The organism is Pseudolysobacter antarcticus, assembly GCF_004168365.1.
In the GTDB taxonomy this organism is placed as follows: Bacteria; Pseudomonadota; Gammaproteobacteria; order Xanthomonadales; family Rhodanobacteraceae; genus Pseudolysobacter; species Pseudolysobacter antarcticus.
Map to the genome: position 1 here is coordinate 4,488,788 of NZ_CP035704.1, position 23,546 is coordinate 4,512,333.

The 23,546-nt window shown below is 59.7% G+C and carries 15 protein-coding genes; 9 read left to right on the plus strand and 6 right to left on the minus strand.

Features of this window, described 5'->3' with window-relative positions; genetic code table 11:
* Positions 1–302: 302 nt before the first annotated feature.
* The 9 genes from ELE36_RS19280 to ELE36_RS19320 all read left to right on the plus strand — a co-directional run bounded on the left by ELE36_RS19280 (position 303) and on the right by ELE36_RS19320 (position 16,326).
* Entirely contained in the window at positions 303–5,894 is a 5,592-nt protein-coding gene (locus tag ELE36_RS19280; RefSeq protein ID WP_129836201.1) for a cupredoxin domain-containing protein, read from the plus strand.
* Positions 5,895–5,911: 17 nt separating this feature from the next.
* Positions 5,912–7,768, plus strand: coding sequence for a cytochrome D1 domain-containing protein (locus ELE36_RS19285; RefSeq protein ID WP_129836203.1), 1,857 nt, complete (start codon positions 5,912–5,914; stop codon positions 7,766–7,768).
* 22 nt (positions 7,769–7,790) lie between these two features.
* Entirely contained in the window at positions 7,791–9,683 is a 1,893-nt protein-coding gene (locus tag ELE36_RS19290) for a hypothetical protein (protein ID WP_129836204.1), read from the plus strand.
* A 10-nt stretch (positions 9,684–9,693) separates the two neighbouring features.
* The gene (locus ELE36_RS19295; RefSeq protein ID WP_129836206.1) at positions 9,694–11,253 is read left to right on the plus strand and encodes a hypothetical protein; all 1,560 of its coding nucleotides are present in this window, start codon (positions 9,694–9,696) and stop codon (positions 11,251–11,253) included.
* Between the two features lie 18 nt (positions 11,254–11,271).
* Positions 11,272–12,102: a hypothetical protein gene (locus ELE36_RS19300; protein WP_129836208.1), complete on the plus strand. Its 831-nt coding sequence runs from the start codon at positions 11,272–11,274 to the stop codon at positions 12,100–12,102.
* 23 nt (positions 12,103–12,125) lie between these two features.
* Positions 12,126–13,904: a hypothetical protein gene (locus ELE36_RS19305; protein ID WP_129836210.1), complete on the plus strand. Its 1,779-nt coding sequence runs from the start codon at positions 12,126–12,128 to the stop codon at positions 13,902–13,904.
* 5 nt (positions 13,905–13,909) lie between these two features.
* Positions 13,910–14,482 (plus strand): SCO family protein, encoded by a 573-nt coding sequence (locus ELE36_RS19310; RefSeq protein WP_129836212.1) that lies wholly within the window; start codon positions 13,910–13,912, stop codon positions 14,480–14,482.
* Positions 14,483–14,578: 96 nt separating this feature from the next.
* Positions 14,579–15,175, plus strand: coding sequence for an SCO family protein (locus tag ELE36_RS19315; protein WP_129836214.1), 597 nt, complete (start codon positions 14,579–14,581; stop codon positions 15,173–15,175).
* Positions 15,176–15,183: 8 nt separating this feature from the next.
* Positions 15,184–16,326, plus strand: a complete 1,143-nt coding sequence (locus ELE36_RS19320) for a c-type cytochrome (protein WP_207215823.1) — start codon at positions 15,184–15,186, stop codon at positions 16,324–16,326.
* 63 nt (positions 16,327–16,389) lie between these two features.
* On the opposite strand, the gene ELE36_RS19325 is transcribed toward ELE36_RS19320, so the two are convergent.
* The 6 genes from ELE36_RS19325 to ELE36_RS19350 all read right to left on the minus strand — a co-directional run bounded on the left by ELE36_RS19325 (position 16,390) and on the right by ELE36_RS19350 (position 23,400).
* Entirely contained in the window at positions 16,390–17,271 is an 882-nt protein-coding gene (locus ELE36_RS19325; protein WP_129836218.1) for an OmpA family protein, read from the minus strand.
* Positions 17,268–17,645: a DUF4398 domain-containing protein gene (locus tag ELE36_RS19330; protein ID WP_129836220.1), complete on the minus strand. Its 378-nt coding sequence runs from the start codon at positions 17,643–17,645 to the stop codon at positions 17,268–17,270. Before ELE36_RS19330 ends, ELE36_RS19325 begins: the two co-directional genes overlap by 4 nt.
* Before the next feature lie 234 nt (positions 17,646–17,879).
* On the minus strand, positions 17,880–19,553 hold the full coding sequence (locus ELE36_RS19335) for a dipeptide ABC transporter ATP-binding protein (protein ID WP_129836222.1): 1,674 nt from the start codon (positions 19,551–19,553) through the stop codon (positions 17,880–17,882).
* The gene (locus tag ELE36_RS19340; RefSeq protein WP_129836224.1) at positions 19,550–20,425 is read right to left on the minus strand and encodes an ABC transporter permease; all 876 of its coding nucleotides are present in this window, start codon (positions 20,423–20,425) and stop codon (positions 19,550–19,552) included. Before ELE36_RS19340 ends, ELE36_RS19335 begins: the two co-directional genes overlap by 4 nt.
* Positions 20,426–20,517: 92 nt before the next feature.
* Complete coding sequence (locus ELE36_RS19345; RefSeq protein WP_129836226.1) at positions 20,518–22,605, minus strand: FG-GAP repeat domain-containing protein; 2,088 nt, start codon at positions 22,603–22,605, stop codon at positions 20,518–20,520.
* Positions 22,606–22,863: 258 nt separating this feature from the next.
* Positions 22,864–23,400, minus strand: coding sequence for a GNAT family N-acetyltransferase (locus ELE36_RS19350; RefSeq protein ID WP_129836228.1), 537 nt, complete (start codon positions 23,398–23,400; stop codon positions 22,864–22,866).
* Positions 23,401–23,546: the final 146 nt, after the last annotated feature.

The following is a 23,546-nucleotide window of genomic DNA, read 5'->3' on the forward strand; positions in this document are numbered from 1 at the left end:
TTGCGCTAATGACAATCCGCCGAGGGCGCGATGGCTCGCGATAAAAATACTGGCTAAGTTACGAGCAGGGCAAAAAAAGCTACGACAAGGGGAATGTCGATCACGCTGGTGACGGTCGTCCGCGATTGCGCGCGGGTCGCCGCTCAACCGTGAACAACGCCGGGAATTCAAACTTTTTTTCAATCGCTTGCTGCTGGTTATCTGACATGTGTGGCCTGCCGTTTCAGGGATGAGTCAACAACCCTGAAACGACCCGAGGTTGCGCTGTCTGCACGGGTGCCGAACAACTTCGGAGGGGAACCATGCAACAAAACATATCCCGGTTTTATGTCACCGCTGCGCTGTTTTTTCTGCTCGGCCACGGCCAAGTCGCAGGCGCAGTCGACACCGCGCAGCGCTGCGAATCGCTAGTCAAGGCGGATGTGGTCGCGCTGGATCAGGCGTTTCAGGTCAACCGGCTCGGCACTACGCGCACCGATGGCGAAATTTACGCGCTGCGTGCGGACGTGGTTTCCACCGATGCCAATAGCCGCGATCTGCGCCCCGGCCAAGTGATGTTGCGATCGGACAAACGTCCGCGCCCGATGGTGTTGCGCGTGAATGCCGGCAGCTGCCTGGAGATCACGTTCACCAACCTGCTCGATCCGAAGCAGAAAGACCCCATGCAGCCGGTGACGCGCAATGCATCGATGCACGCCGCCGGCATGCAGGCGATCGACAGCATCGCCGATGACGGCACGTGGGTCGGGCAGAATCCGATCATTGGCAATGGACAAATGAGTGGTCTCGTCGCGCCCGGCGCAACCATCGTGTATCGATTGTTTGCGCAGGAAGAAGGCACCAATCTGCTCTCCAGCACCGCGGCGCAATACAACAATTTCAACCCGATGCAGATTTCCACTGGCTTGTTCGGCGTGGTCACGGTGGAGCCGCGCGGCAGCGAGTGGTATCGCAGCCAGGTGTCGGAAGCCGACATGAAACTCGCGACGCGCGGCGCGCTGCCGGACGGCCATCCCAAGATCGACTACAACGCCGTTTTTCCGCTCGGCCATGCGCATGCGGGCACGCCGATTTTGCGCATGATCGATAGTCAGGGCCGCATCGTCCATACCGATTTGACCGCGATCATTACCGGCCCGAATCGCGGCCAACTCGCTGGCGGCGCGGACGACAATCCGATGTTGCCTGATCGAAACCAGCCATTCCGCGAAGTCTCGGTGGTGTATCACGAGTCGCAGGATGTGGTGCAGGCGTTTCCGTACTTCATGTCCGCGACAAATAGCCAGGTGCCGCGCAACGATGCCGGTGCGGATACGTTCGCGATCAACTATGGCATCGGCGGCATCGCGCCCGAAGTGCTGGCGAACCGCATCGGCGTTGGTCCAGCGGCGGATTGTCCTGAGTGCAAGTTCGAGGAATTTTTCCTGAGCTCGTGGGCGATCGGTGATCCGGCGTTGGTCGTGGATGTGCCGGCCAACGCGCCATGCACAACCGCCGAGTTGCAAGATCTCACGCTCAAGTTCGACGCCGATCCGCTCACGTTCAACCCGACCAATCCGTGCAAACCCACTGGCGGCAAAAAAGCGACCAAGGCGTTTTATCCGGACGATCCGTCCAACGTGTATCACTCCTATCTCGGCGATCATGTGCGTTTTCGCGTGCTGCATGCCGGCGCCGCGGTGCATCACATCCATCACCATCATGCGCATCAGTGGCTGCGCAATCCCGACAGCGACGAGAGCAGTTATCTTGATTCGCAAGCGGTTGGGCCCGGTTCGTCGTTCACTGCCGAACTGGTTTTCGGCGGTAGCGGCAATCGCAATCTGACCACCGGCGATTCGATATTCCACTGTCATTTTTATCCGCATTTCGCCGCAGGAATGTGGGCGCTGTATCGCGTGCACGACGTGTTCGAAGGCGGCACCGCGCTCGACGAACAAGGCCGGCCACGCGCCGATGCGCGTGCGTTGCCAGATGGCGAAATCATGCGCGGCACGCCGATTCCGGCAGTCGTGCCGTTGCCGTTGTATGCGATGGCGCCGATCCCCGCACCGGTGAAAATCATCGAGGGCCAAGCGCATATGAGCGGCGATGGCCATCCGGGATTTCCGTTCTTCGTGCCGGGTGTCGCCGGTCATCGTGCGCCGCATCCGCCGCTGGATTTCGCGACTGATCCGACGACCAAAGAATCGCTCGACGGCGGACTGCCGCGCCACATGATCCAGGCCGCGACGATCGCCAACGAACAGCACACCGCGCTCGACTGGTCGAAAGATCTGCTGACCATCAAGGCCTATCAATTGCCGGAAAAAGGCACGCCGCAGGAACTCACCGCGATGGCGTATTTCGGCCATCAACTGCATGCGAGTTTCACGCCGGAAGGTGCGCCGCAACCGTTCAAGGTGAACGGTCTGCCGCGCGGCCCGCAGCCCGGCGCGCCATTCGCCGATCCGGCCGTGGTTGATGGCAAGGCTGTAGGCAATCCGCTGCGCAATTACCGAGGCGTGAATCTGCAACTCGATGTTGCGTTCAACAAGGCCGGCTGGCATTTCCCGCAGCAGCGCATTCTTTCGTTGTGGGGTGACGTGAAGGATTACGTCGAAGGCCGCAAGCCGCCCGAGCCGCTGTTTTTCCGCGCCGCCAACAACGATGTGATCGAGTATTGGCACACCAATCTGATCCCGGCGTATTACGAACTGGACGACTTCGAAGTGCGCACGCCGACCGATATTCTCGGCCAGCATATCCATCTCGTGAAGTTCGATGTGCTCGCCTCCGATGGCGCGGCCAACGGCTTCAATTACGAAGACGGCACGTTCAGTCCGGAAGAAGTGCGCGAGCGCATCCACAGCATCAACCAGACCGGTGGTTTGTGGGATGCGACGCACAAGCAACAGCGCAAGCTCACGGCGAAATCGATCAAGGAACTCGGCAACGGCCCGTCGCCCGGAAGCCTCGCATGGATTGGCGCGCAGGCTACCGTGCAGCGTTGGTGGCTCGATCCGCTCATGAACCAGCCGGCACCGGTGACCGACAAGGATCGCACCTACATGACCGTGTTCACGCACGATCATTTCGGGCCGTCCACGCACCAGATGGTCGGCTTGTATGGCGGCCTGCTGATCGAACCGACCGACACGACGTGGACTTCACTCGATGGCAAAATCCAGTTCGGCGTGCGCTACGACGGTGGCCCAACCAGCTATGCCGCGAATATCGTTTTTAAATCGCCGCAACGTCAGGCCGACAACTATCGCGAATTCGCGCTCGAGTGGGGCGATACCCAGCACGCCTACACGCAGGCCAGCCGTGATCGGCACGATTGCTACAGCTACACCGAACCGAACGGCCATGTGGTCACACAGGCGCCGCCGTACTTCGATTGCGTAGCGCTTTCGCCGACGCAGAAATATTACGGCTGGGCCGATCCGGCGCATGTATTGAATTGCCTCAATTGCCCGCCGCAGCCACTCGCGCAGACGCCGCAATCGCTCGTGAATAATTTGTACGGTCAGGCGCCGTGGCCACCGCAGCCATTGCTCGTGACGGATTTCGGCGCGGGCATGATCTCGATGAATTATCGCGGTGAACCGCTGCCGATGCGTGTGTTCAAACCCGAGTCGGCGAATCCGAACGCAGCAGCGGATGCGGGCGATTTGTCGTCGGCGTTCCGCTCGATCCAGCGTTTCGATGCAGCGTACTCGACCCAGCCGACACCCGGCGCGCAGATCGATCCCGAATGCAGCGGTATGAGCTGTTTCAAGTTCCCGCTGCAGCCGATTGCGCAAGGCATGAGCCCGACCGATCCGTATACGCCGATGTTGCAAGCCTACGAAGGCGACAAGATCCAAATTCGCCTGCTCGCCGGCGCGCACACCTCGATGCACGATTACACCATGCACGGCATGCGCTGGCTGGCCGAGCCGTTCGAGAAAAATTCCGGCTATCGCAATACGCAGTTTATTTTGCTTTCCGAACACTACGAGTTGCTGTTCAACCTGCCGCGCATCGGTGCCGAAAAATCCACCGATTATCTGTACAACCCGGATGCGTCGTTCGAAGGTTTGACCAATGGCGCGTGGGGTTTGCTGCGCGCGTTCAATCCATCGAATCCGCAGGTTTTTCTCAAGCCGTTGAACGCCTCGGCGCCGCCACCGGTACAGCCGATCAAGCCGCCGCCGGGCATGCGTCCGGATTGCAATAGTAGCCAGGCGTGCATCCGCGAATACGAAGTCCACGCGATGACCGTGCAGCAAGCCCTTGGTCAGCCGAACGGCGTGCTGAAATACAACACGCGCGGCGCGAACCTGCTGAACGGCAAGAGTGATACGGCTAATCCGCTCGAAGATCCGCTCGCGCTGGTGTATGTCACCGTGCCGCAAGGCCAGACCTACCGACCGACCGGCAGCGTCGAGCCACTCGTGCTGCGCGCGAACGCCGGCGACTGGATCCACGTCACGCTCGTGAACGATTTCAAGGGCGGCGAAACGGTCTTCAAAACCTATGAAGCCGCCTCGCGTTTCGGCCTCACCTACGCAGTGCCGTACAACTACATACCGATCGCCTCGTCGGCGAATGTCGGCCTGCACGCGCAGCTTGTGACTTACGACGCGCGCAGCAGCGACGGCGCCAACATCGGCAACAATCCGGTGCAGACAGCCGCGCCGCAACGCAAGGTCGACTACTGGTGGTACGCCGGACGCATCGACGACGGCAAGCAGACACCGATCGAATTCGGCGCGATCAACTTGCTGCCATCCGATCCACTGATGCAGGTGTACCGCGGCCTGTTCGGCGCGCTCATCGTCGAGCCGCTCGGCTCGCACTGGCTGCCCGATCCGCAATCCAGCGCATCGGCCACGGTCTGGAACGGTGACAAAGTGTTCCGCGAATTCGTCGTGATGTACCAGAACGACGCCAACATGCTGACCAACGGCAATTCATGGTGGGCGACCGGCAATCCGCTGGCGGGATTCAACTATCGCTCAGAACCGGCGTGGCTGCGTTTCGGCAAGGGCCTGAATACCGCGATGGGCATCGATGCGCCGAAAGACTGGAGCCAACTCACGCCGGACGACGTGCAGAATATTTCGCTGTTGTCGATGTCGGATGTCGACGAAACCAAAACCACAGCAAACCTGCTTGTGGGTGCCGAACCACAGACGCCGATCTTCCGTGCACCCGCGCACATGCCGGCGCGCTTCCGCCTCGTGATGCCGGGCGGCGATGGCGACAATCAGATCACGTGGGAACTCACCGGCCATGTCTGGCAGGAAGAACCCTATACCGATGAGTCACGCAAGATCGGCTACAACCCGAAATCGGTCAGCGAAAGCACCAAGACCGGCTTCGGCGCGGCGAGTGCGTACGACATCGTGCTGGACGACACGCCCGGTACCACGCCATCTGGCGGACGTTATGGCGTGCCCGGCGATTATCTGTATCGCGGCTGGACTGCGAACATTTTCCAGGGCGGTGCGTGGGGCGTGTTCCGCGTTGCGCCGTGGACGCCGCGCGATGGCGCGCGCCTGCCGGATACGGTTGGAATTTCGTCGCTCAGCAATACCGCGGGCATCACCACGATCAGCGGCTTCACCACGCCGTGTCCGGTGACGGTGCAGGATGCCGGCGGCAAGGTCATCTGTCGCGCTGGCGGATTCGTGCCGCAGGTGACATTGAGCGGCGGCGGTACGGCCAAGGTCGTCAACGGTCTGTGGACGTTGACGAGCAAGGCATCCGTGAACACTGCATTCGATGTGACCTCGCCCGCGGGCGGTGTTGCGGCATGGAAAAACACCGCCGTGCCGTTGCTCGCAGCAAGAGCCGAAGCCGCGCCGCAGGTGACGCCGACAAAGACCTTGCCGAACCGGCCGAAACGGTTGCCGCGTCACTGATGCGCCGCGCATTCGCCATGCGTTTTGCTGTGCTCGCATGCCTCGTATGTGTTGCGGGCGCGCGTGCCAGCGAGTTGGCGCAGGCATCGCCGGTGCCTGCGCAGCACGAAGTCGATCAAGGCATCGCGGTGGATTTCAGCGCGTTGCCGGCTGCGCACATCGGCGATCCGACCATATTCGCATTCACCCTCACCGACACCGCCAGCGGCACGCCGATCAGCGGCGCGCGCCCAGCGGCATGGCTCGTTGCGCACGACAAAAATACGTCTGACAAAAATGGTAGCAACGCGCCGCAAAGTTGCAAACAACAGGTCGCCACTTATCTCAGTGCCGACCTGTTTCGACGCGCCGATATCGATCTCAACAGCTATTACGTCTTGTCGCTGAACGACGACAATTCGATCAGCGTAGTCGATCCACTGTTCGGCTTCGGCGGCTCGAAATTGCTCGCGATGTTGCCGTTGCCGAGCCGCGCCGCAGACTGGGCGCTTGCAACGCAAAACGATGCATTGTTCGTGACGATGCCGACGAGCGCGAAAGTGGCGATCGCCGATACACGAAGCTGGAAGATCGTCGACACCATCGCCGCCGGGCCGAATCCGCGCCGCATCGTTTTGCAGGCCGATCGCGCGTGGATCGCGGACGATGAAGGGCTCAGTGTCATCGATGTAAAAACCCATGCATTGACCCGACTGCGTGTCGGCGCAATACGCGAACTCGCAACCAGCAACGATGGCGATCTGGTGTTCGCGACCGGCGCACACGATGTGCTGATCCTCGATGCTCACGCGGTTAAAGTGCTGGCCGATATCGTCGTCGATGGCGTACCCGATTTGCTCGCGTATTCGAGTGCTGCCAAGGCGATTTATGCCGCCGATGCGTTGGCCGGAAGACTTTTTGCGATCGATGTGCGCAGTCATGCGATTGCCGCGACTGTCGCGATCCGACCCGGCGCCACGCAGCTGCGTTTTGCACCCGATGGTCGGCACGCGCTGATGCCGAATCCGCAACAGAATGCGGTGCAGGTGCTCGACGCGGCAAGCAATCGCATCGTGCAAAGTCTGGACATCAGCAATGCGCCGGTGCAGGTCAGCTTCACTTCGCTGCTCGCGTATGTGCGGCGCCGTACGAGCGAAACCGTGGCGATGATTCCGCTCGATCAAATCGGCGTTGAAGGCCGTGCGGTTGGTGTTGCGGATTTCCCCGCGGGTCAACACGCGCTGGGGGACGGCGGTCTCGCCGACTCCATTGTCGGCGCCCCCGACCAACCCGCGGTGCTGGTGGTGAACACCGCCGACAACATGATTTATTACTACAAGGAAGGCATGGCTGCGCCGGCCGGCGGCTTCAACACTTACGGCGCTACGCCGCGCGCGGTGCTGGTGGTCGATCACGGTTTGCGCGAGCAACAACGCGGCCGTTATGCGACCGCGATGCCGGTGAAAAACCCCGGCGCCTACGATGTCGTGATGTTCGTCGATGCGCCGCGCGTAGTCGCGTGTTTCGGCCTGACCATTGCTGCCGAAAAAGAGGCGGTGGAAAAACCCGTGACACGCGTAACCGCCATCGATCCGCCACACCAGTTGCAGGCCGGCGCGGCGGTGCGATTGCAGTTTGCGCTGAGCGATGTAGCGCACAAGGAATTGCGCCACGCCGACGACGTGCGTGCGCTCGCCTTCGAAGCACCCGGCGTGTGGCAGCGACGCGGTGATCTCAAACGTCTAAGCAACGGCAATTACGAACTCGAATTCATTCCGCCGACCGCGGGCACCTATTACGTCTGGATCGAATCGGACGCACTCGGCCTCGCACGCAACAACTCGCAATTCTCGGTGTATCAGGCGATCGATGCCGCGATCAATCAGACCAATTAAACGCAACAACGGAGCCGCAATCATGACGAGCAATGCTGCAACACCGGTCCAGCCCCAATACACCTACAACGCGACGACAAAAATGTTCCAGCTCGTGCACTTCACCACGCCGGGCTGCAACAACGACTTTCCGAACAACCCGACCGCATATGCAAAACTGGTGCAGGCGTGGAGTCAGAACGTCAACGGTTTCACCAACCAGGCGATCACAGGAAATCCGTGGAATGCGCTGAACTCCGCGCAGCAGACCGGCTACTACAATCCACTCAACACGCCGATTCCCGCTGGCTCAGGCGCAGTCGATGTAGCGTGGATCGCGTTCCCGAACCGGCTTGTGCAATACCTCGGCCAGAACCAGTCGCCGGCTAATCCGTACGGCCTGAGCATGGACATGCTGTACCAGCTCGCCGACACCGGCCAGCTCGGCAAATACCAGATTCCGACGGTGCGCTGCCCGCAAGCAGACTGGAGCGGTTTCAGCAAGCAGCAAGGCATTGAACCTTACGGTCCCTATGGCCCGCGCGGCTGGCTCGATGAATATTGCGAATTCAGCGTCGTGCGCAACAGCGCCGGCAAGATCACGCGCGTCGATTTCACCTGTGAGAATCCGGAATATTTCCAAACCCTGTGGCGCGTCGATCCGCAAACCTGTGCGGACGTCTTTACGGCTGCATTGAACATGGGCGCGCCGCAAAATCAGTGGGTCAAGGTGACGATGGCCGACCTGACCTTGCTCGATCCGAAAACCGGCGCGAAGGTGATTGATCCGCAAACCGGCCTGCCCGCGTACAACCCGCTCAACAAGTGGAACAGCGGCACAGCGACCGTGCGCAGCGGCGCGCAAGCCAGCTTCAGCGGCGGTGCGATGCACCTTACGGCGACGCCGAACACGCTACAAACCGAGCTTGGCCTCGGCGCCGGGGCGACCGTGCAGCGCCTGGCGGGCGATACCGATCCGCAAGCGCTGATCTGCTGCGGCCAGTACGGTCAGAATTATCGCAACAGCGATCCGCACATCGGCCAGAGCATCAATCTTGCGGTTGGTGCGGGTTTCAATATTTCGCTGGCCGATCCGCCGGGCCTGTACATCCAGATGCCGAGCTTCGCGCAATACACGCTGCCGGCCGATCCGAAATTGCCGAAAGGCGCGAAGGCGTCGGACTGCTGGCAGATCGTGCGCGGTTTCGAAAAAATCATCGATCCGATAACCAATACGCCATTCCCGGGTTCTTTCATCCTGCATGCGGCGTTACAGATTCCGCAGGCGTGGATTGATGCCGGCGTATCGTTCACGATCGGCGACATCATGATCGCGGGCGAGGCGATCAAGTGGGGTTCGCAGGTGCAGGCGACGCTTGAGGTCGCTCTGTTTGGCCGACCGATTCCACCGGTCGCCGCGACACCGAAACAGATCTGCGTCGGCGCGCCGAATCCGGTAGTGCAGGCGCAGCCGTTGCAAATCATGTTCCAGAATCTGTGGAACGCGTATTACGGCACCACGATCAACACACCCGCGGGCGTGCCGATGGTATTGGCGAGCAACTCGAGCATCATTCCGCCGACATTGCGCACGGGTGCGGCGAATGTTCCCCTCGCACTTACCTACGCCGCGCCGAGCGGCACAACGCCGATCCCGCAAGCGCAGTGGCCCAGGGTGATATTCACACTGCCGAACGGTCAGGCCGATAACAGCATCACCACCACGGTGATCGGTTTTACCCCAAGCGTCACTTACGCCGTGCCCGGCAATACCTACCCGAGTGCATCGCAACTGCTGAACCTGCACGTCAGTGTCGCAGCGAATGCGCCGGCGGGCGTACGTGGAGTGGTCATCGTGCCATTCGGCCAGACCTTTTCGCCGTCCATCACCCCGGCGCCGGCATTTCTCGTAGTTGCATCATCGACCACGGCTTGAGGACGAGACCATGAATCACACTCACACTTCCATCGCAATGTGCGCATTGGCATCCGCTCTGTTGCTGGCCGCCTGTCACCACCAGGAAACGACCAAGACGACCGCGCCGACTGTGCCTGCGCAAGCCGTCACCGCGCCGACGCAAGCCGCGCCCGATACGGCGAATGCACTTGCAAACGGCAGCACGAGCAACTGCCTCACGCCGCCTTTTCTCGTATCGTCAACCAGCGGTAAATACGGCTATACGGTGCCGGCGGATTTCGCGCTGACACGCCAAGCCGACGCCAACTGTTTTGCGTGGCAAGAATTCATCGCGCTGAACTGGATCGCCTCGACCAGCGAACGTGGTAATCCGAACACCGCGGCATCACCAAGCAGCTTCGGCACAGCGAACGATCAGCGTGCGACGGTCTGGGAAACCTACAAGGAATCCGACGAAGTATTTCTTGCCGATGCAAAAAATCCGGGGCCGTGGAACTACGCGAACGGCGCGGCGGCCAGTATCAAGATGCTCGGCGGTCTGCGCTCGGAAGTCGGCGCCAAACCGGTGCTTGATCTGAGCGCGATCGGCCAAGCCTCGCAAGGCAGCCCGTGGCTCACGGCGCAGAGCAAAATCCTCACGCTGTACGAGCGCCGCATGAACGAGGACGAGTACAACTACATCGTCAACTACGGCCTGTACAACGCCAACGTGCAACAAACCTTCGTACTGAAGATGGGCATCAACCTGCCTGACGGCACACCGACGAAACCGTCGTTCGGCAACACCGGTTCGATCGAAACCAAAGCGGCGTGGCTTGAGCTGCCGAATCCCGCCGACTGGCCACGCTTCAAGATTTCCAAGGCGATCGTGACGTACCCGGGGCAGGCGTCGAAAACCGTCGTGGTCGGGCTGACCGGTTTGCACATCATCCACAAGACCGCGCTCGGCCAGCAGTTCATCTGGGCGACGTTCGAGCACAAGCAGAACGTGCCCGATGTGAACCAGGTTGCGAGTCGCACGTTGACGCCGCCGTACACGTATTACAACGTCAACTGCAATCCGAGCACCGACTATTACAGGTGCGTGGCGAATGCCAATCCGGCCAAGGTGAACGGCGGCAAGAATCCGTATAACGCGCCGATCCAGGCCGTGCGGCAGACGCCGATCGCATCGCGTGCCAACAACGATGTGGCCGGGCTGAATCAATACGTCTGGTCGCAGGTGATCGCGAAGCAGAATCCGAATTCGGTGTTCCTCAACTACCAGCTCGTCAACACGTTGTGGTCGAACCAGAACACACCGATTCCGCCGGGCTCGCATACACCGCTGATCGCCGCACAACTGTCGCCCGGCCCAAGTCAGGAACCGGTCGCGAATGCCACGATGGAAACCTATGTGCAAAGTCTCACGTGTCTGGATTGCCACGCGTCGGCGCCGATTGCGACGGTGAAAAAAGCGACCACGCTGAAGATTTTCGATCCGGCCACGGCGGGCACCGATGCGACCAAGGCAAATCCGTTTGCGTCCGATTATTCGTTCCTGCTCGGCAACGCCACGCAGCCGAAATCGCCGCACGCCGGCCACTGAGAATCGAGGATCAAGAACATGGATCAGCAACCCGTTCCAAGCTGGCTCGCCGCGTCGTGGCAGCGCCTCTGGGTCATCAACAACAATCAGGGGCCACCGAAAGACACGGTCAACGTGCGCAATATTCAGACGCCGACACTGTTCGGTGACTGCCGCATTCCGAAGGATCGGCCTGCGTTTCCCGATGCAAAATCGCTGGCCGATCTGACCGATGCGCAGTTGAAAACGCTGTATGCGCAGGAAGGATTCAGTGGCTACACCACAGTCGATGGCTACATCATCACTTGGCATCACGAGATCGGTTACCAGCCGCCGGATGGCACGATCGACATCGGCCGTTTCGAGATTCTCGGCGGACGCAACGTGCTCGAACACGGCGTGCAGGCGGTGTATCTCGAACACTGGTGGCGGCTCGAACAATCCGGCAGCGATTTCCTCGGCGTGAAAGTGATGCGCAAGCTCGGCGACGGTCGCCAGCGTGTGCATGAAATCCTCTCTGTGAGCGGCGACCATTTCATCTACGCACGCAATCGCGATTTCGATCTGCCGATGGCGAACTCGCTGGCCGATCTGATCAAGCAGGAAAAATACACACGCAAGCAGATTCTCGCGGTGCTCGATTGCGAGGTATCGCACGGCTTTGTACTCGGCGGTCGCTGCCCGTGGCAAGTGCAGTTCTCGACGTTGCCGTTCAAGGAAAACAAGCCGCTCGATTTCGCCGCGCAGATCGTGGTGGATCCGAAAACCGGCGCGCTCTCGCATCGCTGCAGCACACCCGATTTGAGCTGGTCGTTTCCGGTCAACACGCTGGATATCGAAGACCTGCTCGTGCTGTTTCCGCCAGCGTGAATACCAACTTTGGGAGTCGAACCATGTACCGATTGATTGCAAGTCTCACCCTCGCGCTCGGCGTTTGCGCGCTGGCGCACGCCGATACCAACAAGGCGATCCAGGTCTCGTCGCGTCACGCCACCGATGCGAGTCCGCATCCACTGGCGCTGCACGCGCCCGGCATCGCGCACTGTCTGATCCAGAACAACAACACCGGCAATCCGCTGGCCCCGGGCAGCAACGACGATGCCTTGTTCAAGCTGCTGTCAGCGCAACCGCGTTGTCCGGAAAACGCGCTGGTATTTCGCGACCTCGTGCTCGCCAGCAAGATGACCTTGCATCCGGCGATGGTGGCGAATCGCGGTTTCCACAATCCGTTGCCGCAAGGCAGTTTCAGTTTCTTCGAATCGGTGCAGGGCGCGTATGCCGGGCAAACTCTCGCGCCCGGCGACTGGTTTTTCGGCCACTTCACCGCCGCCTCGATCGACAACGTCGCACTGACCAGCGTCATGGCGCCGCAACAGGCCGCGACACCGGATAATCTGCTGCTCGAAACGCTGGTGTGGGATCCGAAAAAACAGGTCTTCAACTTCTACGAAATCCGCGGCACCGGTCAGGGCGGTGAATGGTTTTATCGCGGCGACTCGGTGGATATCCTCGCCGACATTGCCAATCTGGATCGTGGCTACGATGCCTCGCAGCCGATCTTCATGGGCCCACTCGATGGCGGCAAGGCGACCATGCCGCGACTGCGTTGCTCGGGCTGCCACATGAACGGCGGGCCGATCATGAAGGAGCTGAAAGCGCCGCACGATTCGTGGTGGACGGTCGAACGTCCGCTGGATTTCGGTGCGTTGCGCATCGCGCCCGAGTTCAACACCATCCTCGCCAATCTGGTCAGTGCCAACGAGCTGGAAAAGTGGATCAAGGCCGGCGACGAAAAACTGCTGGCGAGCGCGCCGTTCTGGAAAACCCGCTCGGCGTTGTCGTTGCAGGAACAGTTGCGGCCGTTGTTCTGCGAGCAGGAAGTCAATCTCGAATCCGATCCACAGCCGTTCGAAGGACCGGATGCGAATATCCAAGCGCCGGTCGGCGCGTTCGTCGATCAGCGCCTCGTGCCGGACCAGCAAACGGTAAGCATCGCCAAGGATCTGTATACCGGTTCGCTGACATTGTTCCAATCGCAGTTCATCGATTACCAGAGCGGCGGTTTTGCCAACTCGGTGCAGCCGATCAATCAGATCGATGCTGACCACGCCTTCGAGACGCCGGTGAAATCGCATAGCGACATGCTGGTCGTCGACAAACTCGTCGCTGCCGGCGTGATCGATCAGAAGTTCGTGTTCGATGTGATCGCCACCGACATGACGCGCCCGATGTTTTCGCCGGGACGTTGCGGATTGTTGCAGAAACTGCCGACCGGCCCGGCCACGGCGGACTGGAAAAACAAGTTCCAGCAAAACCTCGCGAGCACGAATTCGGCAGCGGCAAAAGAGCTGCTTGCCAACCTCGGCGATGCGGCGCGCACACCGGCTTATCATCGCGCCAAGGCAAAACAACTCATCGCGAAAATCCAGAGCAACGCCGCGCAGCAGCCCGCGGTGAACGGTTATGTGCGACTACTCACGCAACGCCGCATCGCGGTGTATCAGGCGCAGATTTCGCAGCATCCGCAAGGGCAGATTTTCGAGCCGGGTTTCCGCCTGATTTTCCCGACCATGCAGTTGTTCCAGAAGAATCAGCAACAGATTGCGTACGGCGGCGTGCCCGATCAATATTGGCTGAATCCGGCGAGCGGCGCCGTGGAGCTGACGGAGTGAGAAAAGTGCGCAAATTGCTGGCGGTGATCCTGTTCTTCGGCGCAATGGCGGTGGTGTTCGCCGCCGCACCGAGCGGTGCCGCGAAATATTTCGACGGCATCGATCTAGTCGACCAGGACGGGCACAGTGTTGATCTTTATCGCGACGTGATCGCCGATCATGTCGCGGTAATCCACACGTTTTTTACGAGCTGCACGGCAAGTTGTCCGGTCGTCATGAGCACGCTGAAATCCTTGCAAAGCCAGCTCGGCGCGAAGATGGGGCGCGATGTGCGCCTCATCTCGATCACGGTCGATCCGGCGCACGACAGCCAGCACGCGCTGAAGGAATATGCGCAACGCCTCAACGCCAAACCCGGCTGGTATTTCCTCACCGGATCGAACGAACAAATCGCCGCCGCGCTCAAGCGCATCGGTCAATACACCGCAGAACCGGATGCGCACATGGACTTGATCGTGGCCGGCAACGACCGCACCGGGCTGTGGAAAAAAATCAACGGCTTAGCGACCACGACGGAAATCAACAGCCTCATCATGGGCGTGGTCAATGATCAAGGTGGAGCGGCGGCCGCGAAATGATCTCGGCCGAGAGCGGCGACACAATCAATCTTCCACACGCTTTTACTTCACCCTGAAAACTGCGATCTTGCGCAAAAAAAACCAAGGCGTTTCTGCATGCGTTTCAAAATTGTCTTGCCCGTTCTGAGTGTCTTGCTGGCTTGCTCCGCGTACGCGCAAGAGCATCGCCATCCGGTGAGCGTCGCCACGAGCAATGAAAAGACAATCACCGCCTCGATTGCCAATGTGAACGTGATCACGCAGGCCGATCGGCCCGTGCATTTCTACAGCGATCTGGTGCAAGGCCGATTGGTGGCGGTGAATTTTATCTTCACCGAGTGTGGCACTGTCTGCCCGTTGATGGGTTTGCGTTACGCGCAATTGCAGGCGTTGCTCGGCCCGCAGGCGCGTGATGTGACGCTGCTTTCGATCAGCATTGATCCGCTTAACGACACGCCGGCGCGGCTCGCTCAATGGAGCCAGAAATTTGGCGCAAAACCCGGCTGGACACTGGTCACCGGCGGCAAGGCGGACATCGACACACTCGTGAAATCGCTCGGCTCATCCGCGGTTGATCCAACCTCGCATTCACCGCTACTGATCGTGATCGACGATCGCCATGGCGGACCGTGGCAACGGCTCGATGGCCTCGCTGACCCATCGACGATCGCGCGTATCCTGCGCGAGCATCTCGCACTGCCAGTCAGGCAATGATGCTGCGAATGGGCTTCGTTGCGCTCGCCATGCTCGGCGCCGGATTGACCGAGCAACAGCAACGCGGTCGCGAAATTTTTCTGCACGGACAAACCGACAGCAATCACAGCATCGATGCCACGCTGGGTAATGAGAGTACCGTCGTTCCAGCTACGTTGCTGCCGTGCGCGAATTGCCACGGCGATGATGCGCACGGCAAGCCGGAGGGTGGCGTGCGTCCGGCCGATATCACGCCAGTGGCACTCACACGCAGCCTCACACTCGGCTCGCGTTCGCGACCGGCATACACGCCAAGCTTGCTCAAGCGCGCGATCACGATGGGACTGGATAGCGCCGGTAATCCGCTAGATAACGCAATGCCGCATTTTCGTCTGACGCAGCAAGATGCGCGCGACCTGCTGGCTTATCTCGATGTCGTCGGCAGTGTCTCGCAACCGGGAATCGGCGACGATCGCATTCGCATCAACGTGCTTGGCGCCGACGATCTCGTCGTTGCGGATGCATCGATGTATGGCCGCAGAATCGAGATCAGTCGCACGCGCGATGACGATGCTTTCCTCACCATCGATACATCGGCGGACAGCAGTGCCAGCATCGCTGCAGCCACGCGCGACGGCATGCCGACCATCGCGACGTATGCTGCGCAAGCCGCAACAGTTGCCAATATTTTTATTCTGACCGCGAGCATGCAGGATCAGATCGCGGCACTCGAAACCTACGCTCGCAGCATTAATTCCAGAAGCATTTTGCGCACAAAGGATTGCAGCGGAACAAGTCATATTGCAACGGATACGCTGGTATTGCTGACTTCCGCCGCGGCGCAGAACTGTGCCTTGAATAGTCTACCTGCCGCGCTAGATCAGCGTGTCATCGTCGCCGCACCCATGCCTCCCACACCGCAAGGCAATCGTGATGCAGCGAGTGCGGCGCTATCGATTGCGACCTCAGTGCTGGCGCAACTCGGACGTGATGTCACGCGCCGAACTTTTCTCGATGCACTGGAGCACATCTATCGCTCCGAGCATGCGGGCCTCGCGCCGATCACATGGAGCAGCCAGCGACACGTTGGCAGCAAGGCTGTCTGGCTCATGAAATTGAAATTGCCGGAACAGAGATTATCCGGCGAACCCGGTTGGGTTGAAGGCGAATGAGGTGGGCGTTTCGGGCATGAAACGTGCGCCGTCCCTGGCACAATTTCCTGAATCCCGTAGGTTTTAACGCAGTGCCACGCGCGTTTTCAGAATGACTTCGACACGACGATTCTGTTGACGGCCCGCATCGGTATCGTTCGAGGCCACAGGAAAATCCGGGCCAAGCCCCTGCGTGGTCATGCGCTGCGAATCGATGTTGTGACTATTCAGATACATTTTCACTGCATCGGCGCGGCGCAATGAAAGATCGACGTTGTGCTCGCGATTACCGGTCGAGTCCGTGTGACCTTCTATCTGAATCGTAGCTGCTGGATCGTCACTCAGCGCGCGCACCAATCCATCAAGCGTGCGTGCCGCTCCCGGCTTGAGTTCGGCGCGATCCGTTTCGAACAGAAAATCGCCCAAGGTCACGAGCATGCCGCGCTGCGTCTGCTGTGCTTGCAGATCGCGCAGATCGGCGCGCAACGAATCAACTTCCGCACGTGATTGTTCTGCATCGCTACGCGCGATGACAGCGTTGCGGTGTTCTGCATCGGCTGCAGCCAGCGCGGTGTTCGCGACGACTTGAGCGTTACGCAGATCGCGCGACTTGGCATCGACCAGCAAGCGGTCACGTTCGACGCCCAGATCCTTCGCCTTGATTTCGGCATAGCGCGCCAATCCCTGCGCCTCGGCGATGCGAATCAGATGATCGGCGATATACACATGATGCTCGTACAGTTGCGCATCCGTGCCGCGGCGATCAAGCACCACCACATTCACTGCGCTATCGGCTTGGCGAAGTTCGTCGGTCGCGTTCGGGCCGATGCGCGGATCCTCGTGCGCATGACGCAAATCATTTTGCAGACGTACCACTTCCGGCGCAGGGCCGGGTGGAACGCTGGCGCAACCCGCGACCAAACCCAGCAGGATAGCTGCGCTGATAAGTTTCCGGGAAATAATCATGACTGACCTCCGGCGGCAATGCCCAGTTGCTCACGCAAGCTGCGCACGGTTTGCTCCACTTCGGCGGTGGATTGTTCGGCGCGATGCTGACGACTGCGCGCGGTGGCGAGGTCTGCATCGGCTTTTGCGTTCTCCGCCGAGAACACGCTGTCGTTCCAGTGATGATGATCGAATGCGGCTTGTGCATTCGTCAGCATATCGTGCGAGGTGTTGAGGTCGGTGGCGGCATATTGCGCGGCATCAGCGCGCTGCGCCGACTCCACCGCGGCGTTTGCTTCCGTCATCGCGCGCTCGGCGTCTTTTCGGTCGAGTGCATGCGCCGCCATCGGCAACGCCGCCATCATCAAGGTTAACAACAATGTTTTTGCAATCATATTTTTCTCCCGCTGAAATATCGAATACTGCGAGCACGATGCTGCAATCGATGTGCCACGAATATTTCATGGCGGGTTGATCCAGCCTCGTTATCGGCTATTGTTTTTCATGGGGTTTTTACCAGCCACGATTTTTGCGCAATGCATATTGCAAAAATGGCCATTGCAAATTGCGCGATTAGCTCTTTTTGGATGCAGTGCGCGTGGCGATTGGTGACGAGAACGAACGTTTTCCTATTTTTCTGCCATAGATAATGCGGGCGATTGCCGCGGATCAGCAGGCATCGCCGCGAGCAAAGCTTGAGTGTGAGGATGCTGCGGAGCGGTCAGAACCGTTTCGGTATCGCCCAGCTCCACCAGTTTGCCGCGGTACAAAACACCAACCCGGTCGGCGCACGCGCGCACCAATCGCAGATCATGCGTGATCAGCAGCAGGCCGAGCCCGCGCTGTTTTTGCAGCGTCTGCAGCAACGTCAGAATATGCGATTGATGCGCGGCGTCGAGCGCGCTGGTGGCTTCGTCGCAAATCAGATAAAGCGGATCGACCGCGAGTGCGCGCGCGATCGCGACACGCTGATTCTGTCCGCCTGATAATTGATGCGGATAACGTGTTAATACATTGTCATCAAGCCCGACCAACGCGAGCAATTCGTGTATGCGTGATTCGCGGGCGGCGCGGCCTTGGACGAGTGCGTGAATCTGCAGCGGTTCGAGCAACACATCGCGGATACGCATGCCCGGATCGAGCGAGGCATACGGATCCTGGAACACGATCTGCAGTTGCCGCCGCAACGGCAACCACGCGGCACTCGAATCCAGCGCGAGCGATTTTCCGGCGAAATAAATCGTGCCGCTTTGCACGCGTTGCAAACCCAGCAGACAGCGCGCGAGCGTGGATTTTCCCGAACCGGATTCTCCGACAATCGCGAGCGTTTCGCCGCGGTGCAATTCCAGGCTGACATCGATCAGGGCCGCGCGCTTTTTTTGCCGCCAACCGCGCGCCGCATAACTCGCATTCAGTGATCGAATTTCGAGTAACGGCGCATCGGCTGAGGTTGTGAGCTGCGTTGTGTGCAGCGGCAACTGCTGGCCCAGCAGCAAACGCGTGTAGGCGTGTTGCGGCGATGAAAATAATTGCGCGGTCTCGCCTTGCTCGACGATTCGTCCGTGCTGCATCACTGCGATACGCTGGCACAATTCGGCAGCCAGCGTTAGATCGTGGGTGATGAACAACAGTGCCAAGCCACGCTCACGCCGCAGCTTATCCAGCAGCAGAATAATCTGCCGCTGCACGGTCGCATCGAGCGCGCTGGTGGCTTCGTCGGCGACCAGCAAACTCGGCTCGCCGGCCAGCGCCAGCGCGATCAATACACGCTGCCGCTGACCGCCGGAAAGCTGATGTGGATATGCAGCGAGGCGTTGTTCCGGCTGATCGATGCAGGTCTCGTGCAGCAAGGCGATCGCCGCCGCGCGCGTCTTTTTTGCGTCGATCGGTCGCTGCTGCCGCAACACTTCCACGAGCTGCGCGCCGATGCTGCGCAATGGATGCAGACTCGCCGCTGCGTTCTGGAAAACCAAGGCGATCTCGCGGCCGCGAATGGCGCGCCAGTCGGTTTCGCGCGCGCCGACAAGCTCACCGCCGCGATAGCGTATCGAGCCGGTCGTGATGCTGCCGGGCGGCAACAATCCGAGCATTGCGCTCGCGCTGAGGCTTTTGCCGGAGCCGGACTCGCCGACCAAGCCAAGGCATTCGCCAGCGGCAATGTGCAAGTTCAGTTCGTTTACTAGCGGCGCGCGGTGCCCGCGCAGAAAAATCGAAAGCTGTTCGACCTCAATCAAGTTTTTCGGCGAATGCGGCGACTGGTTTTTCGTATCGCGCAAATGCGCCGGTTTATTAACACCGCTCATGCGCGACTCGCGCGTGGATCGAGCCGCACTCGCCACGCTTCACCGAGCGACTGGCTCGCGATCAAGGTCAGGCTCAGCAAAATCGCCGGCACCAGCAAAGTCCACGGCGCGCTATCCATTTCCAGCGTGCCGTCAAACAACATCGCACCCCAGCTCACGCTCGGCTCGTCCACCGACAGCCCGAGAAAACTCAGGAAGGATTCGACCAGGATCGCGTTCGGCACGAGCAGACTCAGATACACCAGCGCGAGGCCGAGCAGGTTCGGCACGATATGCCGCAGCATGATGCGCTGATGCGATGCGCCGAGCGCCTGCGCCGCGAGTACGAACGGCGCAATACGCAATCGCGCCGTCTCGGCACGAATCACGCGCGCAAAATCCATCCACACATAACCGCCGATCACCGCCAACAACAGCGGCAACGAGCGCTCGAACAGAGTCAGCAACAATACCACCAGCAACAGGAATGGCAGCGCCGAAAAAACATCGAGCAGCCGCATCATCGCGCTCTCGATCAAACCGCCGCAATAACCGGCGAGCACGCCGTAAGCGGTGCCGACAATCAGCGCAATCAGACTCGCGGCGAGGCCGATCAGCAGCGACAGACGCCCGCCGTAACACGCCCGCACGAGCACATCGCGCCCGATCGCATCGGTGCCGAGCCAGTGACCATTGCTCAGGCTCGGCGCGAGCGACAGATGCAGCCAATCGGTATCTTCCGGGCCGATGGTTATCAGCATCGGCAGCAATACGCACAGCGCCGCGATTGCGGCGAGTACGCTGGACCATAGCCACACCGCACGACGATGCGCAGGCCGCGAATCAAGCGGCGCTTCGGTTGTGCTGACGGCAGGTTTTGTCACTGATGGCATGCGCTGGAATCATGCCACAAGGCAGTGCATTGGTCGGAAAGTGAACTACCGTGTTCTGCAAACCGATTCGCATGTGTTCGCCAAGTCAGGAATCAAGGCTCGAACCCGTCGGTGAAAAGATGATCGGTCGGAATCACCATGCGGAAGACGCCCTCGGGGCCTGCGCCGAACACTACGCCATCAACTCCTCCTGCGATCGTTTCGACGGCTGGCACGGCCAGCGTTTGCACAGGCCGACTCAAGTCAGCCGGCAACCACTCCACGTCCGTAGCGCCGGACGCGATCATCCACACACCTTCATCAGGACTCAAAGCCACGAAGTGCAGACTGCTGCGGTAATAGTCGACCTGCGCAACTGTCGGTGCCGAAGCGATGATATGACCGTCAGCCGCGTCGAGCAGCGTCAGCGTCGATCCAGTCCACACCGCCACGTTCGGTCGACCAATCGTGGCCACGGCAATGGCCACGGGATCAATATTGTTCGGCGCATAAGTTGCGCTCCACAATACCTGGAACGTCGCGCCGTCAATCATCTGCAGCACGCCGGCCATCTGCATATTCTCCTGATACGGGTGCATACGCACGATGTCAGGCACGCCGTCGCCGTTCATATCGGCGAAAGCGATCTGTCGCGAACCATAATCGAGGTAAATATCGGGGGTGCTGCTCCATAGCGTTGTGCCATCCCTGGTGTCGATCACCTGCAGGAAGGAACCATGGGTGTTACTGTCGAACGCGATGGATGCAATCAGCATTCGTTTGCAAGCGACGCCAGTACAGGTGGAGGGAGGAACAGCGAAAGAATCCCACGCATTGCCCGAACTGAATTTATCATTGTCGATCTCCCACAAGGGTTTGCCATCGGTCAATCGCTCCGCGGCGATTCGGCCCTCGTCCGCGGTGATCAACACTGAGTCTGTGGTGGCGGCGTACTGGCCGACAAATACGCGGCTATCCACCGGCGCGGGATCGGTACGCCGCAAGATTTCGTGTAATGTCTCCGGTTCACGCAACACGATGTCAAGATACGACTCGTTTTTCTCGCCGTCAAAGTAGGTGTCGCCTGTGACCAGTACGTCGAACCCAGGGCCGGTCATACCTGCCACTTGATATCCGCCTGTAGCAGTCTGCAGGTAGCGCGACGGGCCACCATTGGGTAGGAAGTGGAGGTTGTTACCGGCGGTCCACAAAAGGTCTTGCTTGCCGTCTGCGTTGTAGTCGGTCGCCCAAAACGACGATATGGATTGCTGGATGGCGTTGACTGGCAGCGTCTCGGTGTAGAGGAGCGCGCCGCTGACGGGATTGAAGACACGCACGGCGTCGTACCAGACGCCCGCAAGCGCGGGTTTGCTGCCGGACCACTTAACCGGCGTGGCGCTGTAGAGCAGGAAATCCGCCGTGCTGCCAGCCCTGACGGTGCTCGTCGTGGACAGGTTCATTGATGACAATTGGACGGATATGTTGCTGAAGTAGATGTTGTCGAGCCCATCGCCAGCCCAATCGTAGATTCCGAAGATTCCACGCGTCTGCGGCGACTGAACAGTCCTGACGAATTGACCGTTGTGAGCGTCGTACAGATCGAATTGATCATTGCCGACATCCACGAGTTGCGTCGATTGCGACGATAGAAAATGCCCCACACGGCGCTCGCCGAACATGTGCGAGAACAACAAATTGCCGCCGGGGAATGTACGAATCTCCCAGCCGTCCGCTGTGTTGATCAGGATTTCATTTACGTGTTCGGGCAACAACTCGAAGACGGTGCCACTGTTGACGGTGTTCACTGGCGGATTGAACGTGCCGATGCTGATCTGCTGCAGCGTGACCGGATCAAGCGCGATCAAGTTGTTATCGTTCGCCAGGATGAAGTTGCGGTCGGTCGCGGTGGGGTTGCGCACGACGCGGTCAAGAAAGGTGCCGAAATAACCCCAGTTCACAATGTCCATCTTGCCGCTGGTCGCGTTGGGAGATACACACACCCAAGCGTCTCCGTTGGCGCTGTAGTATCTTCGTTCGATGCCGAACATCGCGCCGCCGCAAAGGCTTTCGAAGTGCGTTGGCGGCACGAGGAACTCCAATTGCGATTCACTGTATTTGGCAGTGATCTGGGGCACGGGCGCGGCCGAAATGCCGGCGGAGATAATCAGCAGGAGGGTAGGTAAAGCAGCACCGAGTTTCACAATTCTTCTCATCCCAAACTTTGGCAAACTTGATACACATTCTATCGTACGACGATACGCGTACGCACGAAGCGCGGGAAGCTAAAATAGACAGTCTGCTAAATCGGGCACTGAAGGCGCTAGCAGAGCCTTAAACGTAGTTCCATTGTGATTCGGGTAATTGCTCAGGAGACCTAGACTAGTTATTGATCGCCCACAGCGATGCAAATGCAATGTAGCAGCATCAATACAACGTCATCGAGATAGTTCGCGCGAAAGTCATTGCGATGACAAATTTTCGCCGATGCGCTTCCAGTAGATCATCGTACCGGTCAGTCCGCCATGCGGCTTCAACGCGTAGTCCGGGATCGTCCCGGCGTGGGTAAAACCCAGTCGCACATACAACGCCGATGCCCCTTCTTCGACCGCAGTATCGAGCACCAACAGCGTGCGCTGGTGTTGCACGGCGATGGTTTCGGCGGCGCGCATCAGCGCCGCTGCAGCACCGCGCTGACGATAGTCGATGCGTATCATCAGCTTGGCAATCTCGGCGCGGTGCGGCTGGTTCGGCGGACAATCCAGCAGCAGCGTGACGGTGCCGATCAGAGTCGTGCCATCCCACGCACCGAGAACCATACGTTCGCCGCGCGCGGCGGCGGCCAGCGAAGTCTCCCAGAACTTTATCGCGACGGGCCGCGGCAGCGGATGCATGAAACTCACTGAACCGCCATTTGCCACCACCTCGACCAGCAGCTCGCTCAGCGCCAGGCAGATTTCCTGCGACGCGTTTAATTTGGAAATCGAAATTTCGGGCATCGCGAAAACTCCGTGCAATCGTGACGAGGTGTTCGCACAAATTGTAAACGCACGGAGCAGCGTTCAGTCACTCGCGCCGCACGCAAATTGAGGATCGCAAAGCCGCGACATCCTGCCGCTGTATGAAATCGGCGCAAAGGCGCAAA